Origin of the sequence: Pseudomonas brassicacearum (assembly GCF_003732265.1) — a bacterium.
Classification (GTDB): domain Bacteria; phylum Pseudomonadota; class Gammaproteobacteria; order Pseudomonadales; family Pseudomonadaceae; genus Aquipseudomonas; species Aquipseudomonas brassicacearum_D.
In genome coordinates, this window is sequence record NZ_MOBK01000001.1 from 545,575 (window position 1) to 557,631 (window position 12,057).

General features: G+C 54.3%; 12 protein-coding genes and 1 pseudogene. 5 read left to right on the forward strand and 8 right to left on the reverse strand.

Annotated features, from left to right (window positions below; genetic code table 11):
* Nucleotides 1–147: 147 nt before the first annotated feature.
* From BK660_RS02660 to BK660_RS02670, 3 genes are all read left to right on the forward strand, one after another.
* The gene (locus tag BK660_RS02660; RefSeq protein ID WP_123431949.1) at nucleotides 148–1,668 is read left to right on the forward strand and encodes a DUF2235 domain-containing protein; all 1,521 of its coding nucleotides are present in this window, start codon (nucleotides 148–150) and stop codon (nucleotides 1,666–1,668) included.
* A gap of 42 nt (nucleotides 1,669–1,710) precedes the next feature.
* Nucleotides 1,711–2,385, forward strand: a complete 675-nt coding sequence (locus BK660_RS02665) for a hypothetical protein (protein WP_123431950.1) — start codon at nucleotides 1,711–1,713, stop codon at nucleotides 2,383–2,385.
* A 216-nt stretch (nucleotides 2,386–2,601) separates the two neighbouring features.
* Nucleotides 2,602–3,138 carry a hypothetical protein gene (locus BK660_RS02670; RefSeq protein ID WP_221178633.1) on the forward strand — a complete coding sequence of 179 codons (537 nt, stop codon included), beginning with the start codon at nucleotides 2,602–2,604 and terminating at the stop codon, nucleotides 3,136–3,138.
* A gap of 85 nt (nucleotides 3,139–3,223) precedes the next feature.
* Here the strand turns inward: BK660_RS02670 and BK660_RS02675 are convergent, their stop codons facing one another.
* The 6 genes and pseudogenes from BK660_RS02675 to BK660_RS33525 form a co-directional block, all read right to left on the reverse strand.
* The gene (locus BK660_RS02675; RefSeq protein ID WP_123431951.1) at nucleotides 3,224–3,505 is read right to left on the reverse strand and encodes a DUF4177 domain-containing protein; all 282 of its coding nucleotides are present in this window, start codon (nucleotides 3,503–3,505) and stop codon (nucleotides 3,224–3,226) included.
* A 288-nt stretch (nucleotides 3,506–3,793) separates the two neighbouring features.
* A complete protein-coding gene (locus BK660_RS02680) occupies nucleotides 3,794–4,624 on the reverse strand; it encodes an alpha/beta fold hydrolase (protein WP_123432526.1) in 831 nt (276 codons plus the stop codon).
* Between the two features lie 560 nt (nucleotides 4,625–5,184).
* Nucleotides 5,185–5,688, reverse strand: coding sequence for a hypothetical protein (locus BK660_RS02690; RefSeq protein WP_123431952.1), 504 nt, complete (start codon nucleotides 5,686–5,688; stop codon nucleotides 5,185–5,187).
* A 237-nt stretch (nucleotides 5,689–5,925) separates the two neighbouring features.
* Nucleotides 5,926–6,285 (reverse strand): DUF6124 family protein, encoded by a 360-nt coding sequence (locus tag BK660_RS02695; protein WP_123431953.1) that lies wholly within the window; start codon nucleotides 6,283–6,285, stop codon nucleotides 5,926–5,928.
* Nucleotides 6,286–6,866: 581 nt separating this feature from the next.
* On the reverse strand, nucleotides 6,867–7,310 hold the full coding sequence (locus tag BK660_RS33520; RefSeq protein ID WP_404942931.1) for a CZB domain-containing protein: 444 nt from the start codon (nucleotides 7,308–7,310) through the stop codon (nucleotides 6,867–6,869).
* A pseudogene (locus BK660_RS33525) lies at nucleotides 7,290–7,934 on the reverse strand (methyl-accepting chemotaxis protein); the annotation flags it as partial. The pseudogene BK660_RS33525 and the gene BK660_RS33520, both read right to left, overlap by 21 nt.
* Before the next feature lie 234 nt (nucleotides 7,935–8,168).
* Here BK660_RS33525 and BK660_RS02705 point away from each other — a divergent pair.
* Both BK660_RS02705 and BK660_RS02710 read left to right on the forward strand, forming a co-directional pair.
* Nucleotides 8,169–8,414, forward strand: a complete 246-nt coding sequence (locus BK660_RS02705; protein ID WP_123431955.1) for a hexameric tyrosine-coordinated heme protein — start codon at nucleotides 8,169–8,171, stop codon at nucleotides 8,412–8,414.
* A gap of 335 nt (nucleotides 8,415–8,749) precedes the next feature.
* Nucleotides 8,750–9,193 carry a hypothetical protein gene (locus tag BK660_RS02710; RefSeq protein WP_123431956.1) on the forward strand — a complete coding sequence of 148 codons (444 nt, stop codon included), beginning with the start codon at nucleotides 8,750–8,752 and terminating at the stop codon, nucleotides 9,191–9,193.
* A 181-nt stretch (nucleotides 9,194–9,374) separates the two neighbouring features.
* On the opposite strand, the gene mqo is transcribed toward BK660_RS02710, so the two are convergent.
* The gene (gene mqo / locus BK660_RS02715; protein ID WP_123431957.1) at nucleotides 9,375–11,021 is read right to left on the reverse strand and encodes a malate dehydrogenase (quinone); all 1,647 of its coding nucleotides are present in this window, start codon (nucleotides 11,019–11,021) and stop codon (nucleotides 9,375–9,377) included.
* Nucleotides 11,022–11,338: 317 nt separating this feature from the next.
* Nucleotides 11,339–12,049 (reverse strand): GNAT family N-acetyltransferase, encoded by a 711-nt coding sequence (locus BK660_RS02720; protein ID WP_123431958.1) that lies wholly within the window; start codon nucleotides 12,047–12,049, stop codon nucleotides 11,339–11,341.
* Nucleotides 12,050–12,057: the final 8 nt, after the last annotated feature.

A 12,057-nucleotide genomic window follows, 5' to 3' on the forward strand; every position in this document is an offset into this window, starting at 1 on the left:
GCTGATCTTGAATCTTGTTTGCAGTTGGTTTTCCGTGGTCAGCGCGCCCTTTCTTCCCGACACGCCTGTACCGCTAGCAGCCTGCAGCCAAAACCCACCGTCGGGCTTCTTGAACTGGCACCTGTTTGCCGGGAAAAAGGATTTGCCATGACTAATCTGGTGATTTGCTGCGACGGAACCTGGAACACCCCCGACCAACTCGATCAAGGCGTCCCCGCCCCCACCAACGTGGTGCGGCTGTACAACGCCGTAGCTGATGTCGACGCACTGGGCGCAGCGCAAACTACCTACTATCACCCCGGTGTCGGCACCAATGGCAGTTGGTGGGATAAAGCCGTCGGCGGCGGCACCGGTGCCGGCCTTGATAACAACATCATGAGCGCCTACCAGAAGCTCAGTTACTGCTACCAGCCCGGCGATGCCATCTTCCTCTTCGGCTTCAGCCGCGGCGCCTACACGGTGCGCAGCCTTGCCGGGTTCATCGGCCGCTGCGGACTGTTGCAGATCGTCGGGCTACCACCCGCCGAGGTCTGGACGCGCATCCAGACCCTGCTCACCTACGGCTACCGGCGTAAAACCGAGGACCGTAAAGACTGGGACGCTCAAGGCTGGCAGTTCCACAACACGGCAAACGCATCGATCCCAATTCATTTCATTGGGGTGTGGGACACCGTCGGTGCGCTGGGCATCCCCGACGACATGGCACTGCTCAATCTGCTCGACAATCGAGAACGCTACACCTTCCACGACACCACGCTGCACCCCTCGGTAACGCACGCACGCCACGCGTTGGCAATGGACGAACGCCGGGCCTCGTTCCAGCCGACACTGTGGAGCCAGCCGCCGCAGGGCACCACACTCAAGCAGATCTGGTTCCCCGGCGTGCATTCAGACGTCGGCGGCGGCTACCAGCACTGCGGCCTGGCCGATGGCGCGCTGAAATGGATGATTCATGAGGCGGACGCGGCCGGACTGATTTTTGACCCGGATATTGTCGGGCAGATCAAACCAGACATCTACGACACCCTGCACGACTCCTGTGATGGCGTGTTCACCGTGCTGCCGACTCAGCCACGCAGCGTGGCCGACATGACCACACAATCGACGCTATTCCACCAATCAGCGCTGGACCGGCAGAAAATCCCACCCATCACCCAATCGCCCTATCGCAAAGCACGCTTGTTGGCACCGCCTAACCCGCTGGTGCTGGACATCTCCGCGCGCCAGCCGTGGAACGAAACCGGCCTGTGGCTCAACGCTGGCACCCCATACACCTTCAGCGCCAGCGGCGAGTGGCTGGACGCCTCGATCGTTTGCAACCCGGACGGGCCAGTGAGTAAACATTTTCAACCCAGTGAACTGGCCTATGTGGCCGGCGCTGCACTGGGCAAACTGGAAACCTGGTACAGCAAGCTGTTCAACAACAGCGACGCAAACTTCTACTTCACCCGCCGCCACGAGAATTACCCTTGGTTCAGTCTCGTCGGCGCCATCGCCAACAGCGATGGTGTCGACGCCAAAGGCGTCCTGCTGAAACCGGAAACCTTCCTCATTGGCCACGGCCGCACGTACACGCCGAAGCGCTCGGGGTATTTCTACGCCTATGCCAACGACGCGTGGAATTGTTATGGGAACAACAAAGGGCATGTGGCGTTGACGATTCAGTAATTCATTGCTGGTCACTGGCTCATTGCAAGGGAAGTACTCTCCATGGCGGATAAATCTGAAGAACAGAAAATGGGCTCCGAGCTGTCTTCGCTGCTCAACTTCATCCCTAGCGCGTATTACGACCTGATTGCGCGGGTGTGCCCGGGAATGGCGTTCTGGGTCACGTTGTCGTACAAGATGGATTTCATCATCAGCTTTTCACCTGAAAAACCACAAACATCGGTTTCCGGAGCAGATCTGTTCATTCTGATCTTGCTCAGTTATGTGTCAGGCATTGTTTTGACCGGTTTTTGTGTCATCTGGGACGCTGTATCGATATTCATCCTCGAGCGCGCGCCTTTCTGTACGGCCTTGAACCTGGCAAACGCGGCCACGTTTACCCAGCGCTGGAAACAGGTCTCAGTGAGTATCGATCAGGTGAGCCAAGCAAACGACACGGCCGGACGTATCTTGGTTAAAGCCATGGCCGAAGTGACACTGTGCCAAAACCTTCTTACCGGTTTGATCGTGCTCGCGTGTATCGGCAGTTTTTCCGGGAATTTAAAATTCTACGCGTTCGGGCCGTACTACATTTATTACCTGGCCATCGGTTGCTCGTTGTTCATTGCCATGATGTTTCGCCAAGCGATGTTTCTGGGGCGAGTGATGGACTTGCACGCGCTTTATTTTGGCAGTGTTTACCCACCTGCTACACCCGTTGCCATCGCGGCAAAATAGGGCGCGAAGCAGGGCTGCTGAGTTTTGAATCGTTTGCAGATTTTGATGGCGGCCGTGCGAGGTTCTTCCCGACCGACTACCCTAGCGTGGAGACGACTTGCCCGGTTTGGGCCTTAAAAATGTTTTTTTGAAAAAAATGAAAAAAAGTGGACGGATTTATTTCCTGAAAAATATCAGTGCCCTCCCCCCTTAATTTTCATAAGAGGTCGAACGAAGATGCTGACGAACGCCTTAAAAGAGCTGTTCAATCCTAAGAGAAAAACAATGACAAAAAACAACTCACCATACCTTTCAGAAAACAATCGACTTGGCGATGTAATTGCCGCAATTCAAGTCATGGCGGTTTATAAATTTTATAAACTACCATTTAGTGACTGGGCTGATCGGATAAATGCAGATACCAGTCAAGCGGAAAAATGGAAAACCATATTCATGGAGCATCCCGAGTTTTTTCGACTCGATTCAAATCGAGAGAAAGCATCATTAGTTTGGCGCCGACAATTCCCAAAACGTTACGATGTAGATGCCGAAAAAGCACTGAGCTTCGAAGCGTTCAGCGCATTAACTGAACAACAGAAGGAGCGAATCTCAAGAACACCACTCACCCCAAGCGATATTAAAGCGCTAATAGATACTGCTGTTAATTTACATTCCAGAGCATTAGAACATCAGAAAGATAAACGCTGGTGGACTGTACTTGCCAGCGCCATAGGCGGCCTTATCGGCGCAGTTGCGGGAGCGCTACTAAAGTAAAAAATCATACCTCGCGGAATCCGACATCGTTCGGGATACCGAAGCTTTCGGCAACACCACAACTAAAAACACTCAAATTCAATGCTTATTCTTTTTCTAACACCACCACAAAACACTCTTTCGCAGGTTCTGAACAGTGCAAGCTATTGTTAACACTTTTTAGCTTCCATCCTTTCTTTCCCTCAGCATTCAGAGTGTTCTGCAGTTCGTTCAGCCCAGAGCTCATAAACACGACGTACTCAGCTGCGAAAACTGGACTGGTTGTCAGCAAGGCTCCAAATATCCAAAACAACCCCAACCCTTTCGATTTCATAAGTGCCTCCGCAAAGTGAATATCGACAAGCTCCGAGTAAGCGTAGTCGTTCATTCATTTTTCCGTATGGACTGGATGCTGTGAAAAATATCCCCATTAGTGATATCAATAATTGCGAAAGAAGCTAGTTGAGCTCTAAAAAGCCCCCCCAAAAAGCCCACTGACCGTCCCAGCCCCTCTTACCAGTTGGGGACGCTGAAAACAAAAAAATACACGCCGCTCGGGGTGGAACACAGTGCCAATATTGAGAATTTTGAGTGAGCCAATGAGCGCGTGACGGGACACTGAAAAACATAAAGCCCCACCCCCACAAAGGGGACGGGGCTTTGTTCTGCGCAGTGCTCAACCGCGAATAAACGCCAACAGATCAGCATTGATCTGATCCGCGTTGGTCGTTGGCATTCCGTGAGGAAAGCCCGGGTACGTCTTGAGTGTGGGATGCTTCAAGAGTTTGGCCGAAAGCGGCGCAGAGTCTGCAAACGGCACGATCTGATCATCCTCGCCATGCATCACCAGCGTCGGCACCTCAATCGCCTTCAAATCTTCGGTGAAATCAGTCTCGGAAAACGCCTTGATGCAGTCGTAATGAGCTTTTGCACCGCCCATCATGCCTTGACGCCACCAGTTATCGATGACGCCTTGCGAGACCTTGGCCCCAGGTCGATTGAAGCCGTAGAACGGTCCTGCCGGCACATCCACGTAAAACTGCGCACGGCTGGCGACCAATGCCGAGCGGAACCCGTCGAACACTTCCAGGGGTAACCCACCGGGGTTCTTTTCCGATTGAACCATGATGGGTGGAACCGCGCTGATCAGTACGGCCTTGGCAACGCGTCCCGGTTTGGCCCGCGCGGTGTAGCGGGCGACTTCACCACCACCGGTCGAATGGCCGACATGGATCGCACCCTTGAGGTCGAGCGCATCGGTCAGCTCAAGGACATCGGCGGCATAAGTGTCCATTTCGTTGCCCTCCCACGTCTGGGTCGAGCGCCCGTGCCCGCGGCGGTCGTGCGCGATCACCCGATAGCCTTGGAGCAGGAAGAACATCATCTGGTTGTCCCAGTCATCCGCGCTCAATGGCCAGCCGTGGTGAAACACAACGGGCGTCGCGTCTTTCGGCCCCCAATCCTTGTAGAAAATCTGCGTGCCGTCTTTGGTCGTAATTGCGTTCATGGCGTGTTCCCCCTCGTGATCCGGATTGTGTGGGATTTGCAGGGTGCTCATTAGTGCTTGAGTCAACTCGCAAAAGCTGGAAAGCGTTACCAACAAACGTGCAACAGGCTGCTGGCCTGCGGTCGTGAACAATGGGTCACGAACAGGCTTGCTCAGTGTAGAAGACGTTCAGGAAGCAACACTTTCAAACGATAGATGGAGGTTGCGGGTGGCGACGGCAGGATGTGGGGATTGCGAAGATCAAACGCTGCGTCGATGGGAAGGGAAAATAATTGGAACGTTGTTTGTTTCGCTTGGGGTGAAGGTTGCTTTTCAGCAGCAATGAGACAGGTGTAGCGAGTGAACCACTGAAATACATAAAGCCCCATCCAGCCTTCCGACCAAACCACTGAAATGCATAAAGCCCCGCCCACTAAAAAGGGACAGGGCCTTTTTACTGCACACTCTGGTGAAACAACGCCCTCGCGTACCCTTGCGGATCTACTTGAGCCAACACTCGATTGATCGATAGTTCTGCCAGGGAAATTATCTATTGGATGGCGAGCGGTGACAGCGGACAGTCACCCCACCAACTTCGGCTCGGCATTTGAGCTATCGATAGCAAGACCATAGTGAGCACCAATTTTGGCAGCCACCTTGCGATGTATTTCCGTTGACGGATGGAAATGAATTTCGGTCTGGAATAAAGGCCACTGTCCTGCTTTGCGAATCAGATAAACCAGTTCGGCCTCAACAGTCTCGACGTCAATGCAATCATTCTTTGCGGTGGGATTGGTGTGACACCAAACATCAAGCGTGGCGGTTGTGAAACTCTTACGCCATGCGTAGCCGTGATAGCCGTTCTCACCATTCGCGCTCCATCCTAATCGAAGACGATTACGAATTGGCTGCTTAGTCATGCCGATATAGATTGGGTTTGGGTGATCGTCGACACAGACGACATACAATTTCGGGAGACTGGATGTTGCCAATCCTGAAAATTTAGCGGTTCCCATGGGGCACTCGATATTAAAGCTGACGGCATCGAAACTAAGCTTATAACGACCGACGTTAGTGATATCCATGAGCGTCCTTTTAATATGGAGGTTGGGGTTGGACTAAGTATGCGGCCAAAAAACCAATCATACAGATAACACCGGCATAGCGACGAGACGCTTAGCGTCCCGTTTTTATGGAAATAGATAGATCGAACAATGAATAACCTGTGGCGAGGGAGCGTGCTCCCGCTGGGTCGCGAAGCGGCCTCAATGGGCCTGCTGCACAGTCCAACGGGAGCAAGCTCCCTCACCTCAGAACAGCGCTTACACGGCAGGCTCAATCTTATCCAGCACTCCGTTCGCCGTGATCTCCGCCACCATGATGCTGTTTGAAATACCCAGCAGCGCGTAGCGCGCCTCCCCTTCCAGATGATCCACCAAGTGATGAACCATCACGTCAAGCGAGGCCAGTGTCTCGACCAGAAAAACCGCCAGAGTTTCGACTGTGGCTTTCGGGTCCACGGAAAATAGCGTGCTGCGTGTTCGCGGGGTGGCTTTGATGTCGGCGTTCGACGGGAAGTGGAAGTCGAGGGCGCGTTCGGCGGCCTCGTTGAGCTTTTTTGACTCGGGTTCGTACGGGGACACTGGATCGGTGTCTGGTGGATTGGGGGTTACCTTGAACATATTTAAGTCTCCAAATATGGAGCCGTCACCCAATCGCTGCTAAACGAATGCAGGGTGGCAGCTGAGCGCAGGTTAGCAGACCGGCGGAGACGAATCCGGCGCGCCCGAGGGCGCCCTGCGCACAGCTACCATAACGTGCAGGCATGAAATGACCTGACTATATGGATGCAAATGCGCTTCGTCATGACGGGCTGCTAAACCCGATCACTGATGGGCAGTGACACGAATCAAGGTACCGAGCGACCCAAAAGCGCACAAGCCGGCGGATTCTGGCGTACCCGTAGGCAAAGGCACAAGGTTTTGTAGCTTTCAGGACGTTACCTTTAGGGTGTTTAAACATGCGCCCTCAGGAATTGTTGAATAGGCTGACGCGTGCGTCCTACGGAAGGTGAACGCGGTAGCAATGAGGTCTCTTGAGTCAGTCGGCAGTAGGCCAAAAGCAGTCGCTCAGGCGAGACCGTTTTCGACCTATAGCTACCTTTTACAAAAGCCAGGGGCCGGTACGTGATCAGAACGGAGAGCGGAATTTGCTTGCGCGGTGCAAGAGAAATGACCAGAAAAAAGGCTCCCTGCTTTTCGCCTCAGGCCGGCGAATGCAGTCGAGCATGCAGTAGGCTTTTAACTGTTCGCATTACGACGGCGTTGGCTTCCTCCATATATCCGAGCTGCTTGAGCGCCTCTTCCAGTTCCCCACGATCGTGTGCCTCCAGTGCGGCCTGTCCGCTGCTATGTACCTGTCGATGCGAAGCTTCCATGCGCCGGAAGTCGACGTCGCGTTGCTGTCCCTGATTCTGTTCGCCGTAATACCACTGACCGAACAGGCATTGGGTTTCATCCGGCAACGTCAGTGGCGCATGGGGTTTGGGATTGAGCAAGCGGTCGTACACCGTGACTTTTAGCGTCAGCTCTTGCAGGTTGGCCAGTTCTATGTCGGACAATAGATGCGACTGATCAATCTCGCGCTGCATCTGTTGCGCTTGTCCATACATACCGGCCATGGTTTCAGCGGTTTTCTCAATGACCATACTGAAGTCATTAGAAACTAGGCTCTGCTGCGAAATGGCCTGTTTCGCCCGGCCAATTTCCTCCTGAATTGCCGAGGTTTCCTTGACGATTTCCCGGGTGGCTTCAGCCGTTTTTTCCGCCAGCAAGCGCACCTCACCGGCCACTACCGCGAAGCCACGGCCGGTATCCCCTGCGCGCGCTGCCTCAATGGCTGCATTGAGCGCGAGCAGGTTTGTTTTGCGCGCAATGTCGCTGATGAGGTCAACAATTCTATCGATCTCGCTGGCACGACCGACCAAATGAGTTATTACGCCTTCTAGCGCTTGGAGGCCGGCGGCCATAACCCGAGACTGGTCCTGCAAATGATCGACTTGCACGCGGTTATCGATGGCCGCACTGGCTACCGCTTCAGCGCGCTGGTAATTGAGTTTGAGGCGCTGGTTGAGCATCGAGAACGACTCACTGACCGGCTCCAGCGAGTTGCCACAAATCAGCAAGTGCTGCGCCAGGCCACGAAAAAAATCACGGTCGCGCAGTTCACTCACACGGATCGCAAGTAGTCCTTCATCGACTATCGCAGGCGCCGGCTCATTTAAGGGCGCGACGTAGTCTGCGAGTACTTTTTTACGCCACATGAAATTCATGCCAAATCCCCCGACGCCAGCGCGTCAAAAAAGCAGAACCATACAAATGAACCCAATTGGATCAAAAGACCAATAGTGCGAAATACTGGCAGACCACGCGGATTTGGCCTCACGTACGCCTTTTGCCACACAACTTTCGATCTATACTTTTTTCCGTTTCAAAAGAAGCCTGAAGTAAAAAAGGCTGACCTCGCATGCCTCCAACCGTGTCGATTTCCTGATGAGGAAGATTCTATGAGCACTATCGAACTTGTACCTGGTGGTAGCTTGATTGTCCCTACCGCGGAAGCGGGTCGTCAGTTAGCCGTGAAAATGGCTCGATTGACGATCAAGGTCACCCAGCCTGATGACGCCGTTCGTTCGAGACTGCGGCCAATCTACGCCGAAGATCCGGCCATGCTTCTGCAAGTGGCACAGATCGTCGCCACCGAATTTGCAGTGATCGCAGCTGCAAACCAGTATTGGCGTGAAGGGCGTTGATCTTTCCTCGAACACCTAGTTGTTGAGGCTCGTTCGGGCCTTAACAAGTCAGGTCATGCCGTTGTTTTGCGATGTTGTAGAGCCATAAATCAGTATGTAGCGGGCGACTGGCCTGCTTGAATTGCGAAAAATGGGGACGGATTTATTTCCGGAAAAATAAATCTGTCCCCTTTACTCGCTTTTCCCGAGGATCGATGCGACGCGTTTCAACAGCGACCTGCCGATTGCGATTGAGAAATCACTTCTGATTATTAATCCAACTTCTTTCCGAAGCCGAAAACAAAATTCAATTTGTGAACTAGCCTCCCCCTCCAAACTCATTTAGGTGTACCAAAATGACTACCCCTATTCCAAAAATCGAAATTGCATCCCAATTGCTCGATACCGCCTTGCGTCATTTTTTCAGTGAGCCACCAGAGTATTTCGCGACGATATGCCTTGCCGGTGCTGCCGAAGAATTACTTGGAAGACATGTAGAGGCGAAAGGTGGCGAGTCATCATTGAACAGTATAAAAAACGGTGCTGTTCGCCTATCAAGGTTTCTGGATGAAGAGGGAGAGCCAACTACGGCGAAGGCTATTCATGACCTAATGAACAATGCGAAGAACTCGACAAAACACATGAATGGCGGCGATGACTCAACCGTAGATTTTGACCCGAGAGTCGAAGCAAGAGATTTGCTTGATCGAGGGGTGACTAACTATTACCAATTGATGGGGCATTACGAGTTGAAAGAAACGGCTCTGCTCACTCGTTTCAACAATGAGCGCGGTGCGTAAGGCAGCACTGAGCACCACATGAATGCAAGGCATTAATCATCAGCTACCACTCCTAGTGGGGCAGCTATTGGCCAAAAACAGCCCACCAAATAATCCGAATCCATCCCTCGCACAAAACCACCGCCCACAAAAAAGCCCACTGACCGTCACCGATCCAGTGGGCTTTTGACAAGGCCTCTACTTACAAAGCCATATCACTAGCAGCATTAGCCTTCGGAGCCTTTCCAGCATCAGCCGGAGCAACAACCGGAGCCGCCAACTGCGGGATCACCGGCGGCGGAGTCAGCTCCAACACCTTCGCGGTATAAGCCCACTCCTGCGCAACCTTCTCAGGACTGCCGTTCAACTGAGTGCCATAGCTCGGCACGATCTGGTGCAGCTTTTCCTGCCACGCCGGCGAAGCCACCTTATCCTTGAACACCTTCTGCAGCACGGTCAGCATGATCGGCGCCGCCGTCGATGCACCCGGCGATGCGCCCAGCAGGCCGGCAATCGAGCCGTCAGCCGAGGACACAATCTCAGTACCCAACTTCAACACGCCACCCGCCGCTTCATCACGCTTGATGATCTGCACACGCTGGCCGGCTTGCCACAGGCGCCAGTCTTCGGCTTTGGCGTTCGGGAAGTATTCTTTCAGGGCGTTCATGCGGTCTTCGTCAGACAGCATCAGTTGGCCTGCGAGGTACTCGACCAGTGGGTATTCCTTGATGCCGACCTTGGTCATTGGCCACACGTTGTGTGTAGTCGTGGTGGTCAGCAGGTCCAGGTACGAACCTTCTTTCAGGAACTTGGTGCTGAAGGTCGCGAATGGGCCAAACAGGATGACGCGTTTGCCGTCGAGGACGCGGGTGTCCAGGTGCGGAACCGACATCGGCGGTGCGCCGACGGAGGCTTTGCCGTAGGCCTTGGCCAGGTGTTGTTCGGCGATGGTCGGGTTTTCGGTCACGAGGAACGAGCCGCCAACCGGGAAGCCTGCGTATTCCTGGGCTTCAGGAATGCCGGACTTCTGCAGCAGGTGCAGTGCACCGCCGCCGGCGCCGATGAACACGAACTTGGCGTCGGTTTCGGATTTGGTGCCGTCTTTCAGGTTTTTGTAGCTGACGCGCCAGGTGCCGTCTTCGTTCTTGGTGATGTCTTGCACTTCGCTAGACAGCTTCAAGTCGAACTTTGGCGTGGTTTGCAGGTGCGCGACGAACTGGCGGGTGATCTCGCCGAAGTTCACGTCGGTGCCGATCGGGGTCCAGGTGGCCGCGACTTTCTGGTTCGGGTCGCGCCCTTCCATCATCAGCGGAACCCACTTCTTGATCACCGCCGGGTCTTCGGAGTACTGCATGCCGGCGAACAGCGGGCTCGCTTGCAGGGCTTCATAGCGCTTCTTCAGGAACTTGATGTTGTCATCGCCCCACACAAAGCTCATGTGCGGTGTGGAGTTGATGAACGAACGCGGGTTTTTCAACACGCCTTGCTGAACTTGCCAGGACCAGAACTGACGGGAGATCTGGAACGCTTCGTTGATTTCAACGGCTTTCGGGATCTGTACGTTGCCTTTGTCGTCTTCCGGGGTGTAGTTCAACTCGGCCAGGGCGGAGTGACCGGTACCGGCGTTGTTCCAGCCGTTGGAGCTTTCCAGGGCGACGCCGTCGAGACGCTCGATCATTTCCATCGAGGTGTCGGGTTCCAGCTCATTGAGCCACACACCCAGGGTTGCGCTCATGATGCCGCCGCCAATCAACAGCACATCGACTTTCTTTGCCTCTTCCGCTTGAACGGACGTGATCCCCATCGACAAAGCCAGCCCCAGCAGGGCCGTGTTCATTTTTTTAAACATCTGTAGCACCTATGATAAAACGCCATCCGCCCTTCCATCTTCATGTCAAAAACCCCTGGTTCACGGCATTCAGGCAGGATGTCGTGGGTGTTTATGCATGCTGATTGGAGGGTGGGCACACAAGGCCGATTGTCTGCATCGACCTCAGTTATATGTCCCTACTGAACTGACTTTTTATCATTATTGGCTTCAGCTACTTGAGCGACATTGATCCTGTCGGCACGTCTCCAAGACGGGCCAACTGAACAGGTCAAACCAAGTTGGCGCGCAGAATATCACGGCTCGGCGACCGTGCGCTCCCGAAAGGACTTGTGAGTCTAGTCCAGACGAGGCTCGTTCGCCGCGTTCTGGCCCAAACGATTCAGCACAAACACCTTGGCGTTGCGGGTCATCTGGTCCAGATGCCGGTCGCGTTGCTTCTCGGCATCGATCATTGCGCGCTTGCCGTGCTTCTGCAGCAAGTAGTGATGGATCTGCCGAACTTCCAGCGAACTGTAGATCGACGCCACATCCAGCAGCCCCATCAAGCCTTCGCTGCTGTGGTCGCGAGTGTTCATCAGCACTTGCGTAGCGCGCACGCCCAGCACCTGGAAGCCCATCGATTCGAACCACGGCACCTTGGCCACGGCGCAGGTCAATTCGGCGTGCGGGTAACGGCTGATCATGTCTTTCAACATGTTGCGCGCGACACCTTGGCGACGATGGCCGGCGTCGACCGCCATGTAGGCGACGCCGCAGGCTTGCGGATCGTCCTTGATTGGCAGGTACAGCAAAAAGCCGATGACCTTCTCCGGGTCTGCGTCGTCGGTGGCGACGATCAACTCGACCGCAATCCCCTTGGACCCGTCGAGCGCGTCCAGGTACAGGTGCACTTCGAAGCCGACCGTGTATTGGTAGACGTTGTACAGCGGGTTGCTCGGGCCGATGCCGACCATGCTGATGTCGGTCAGGTTATCGACGACCAGTTGCAGGATCTGGCTGTTGATGTGCTCCGGGCACGGGGCTGCGAAGTGGGTGAGTTGGGGCATTGAATTTC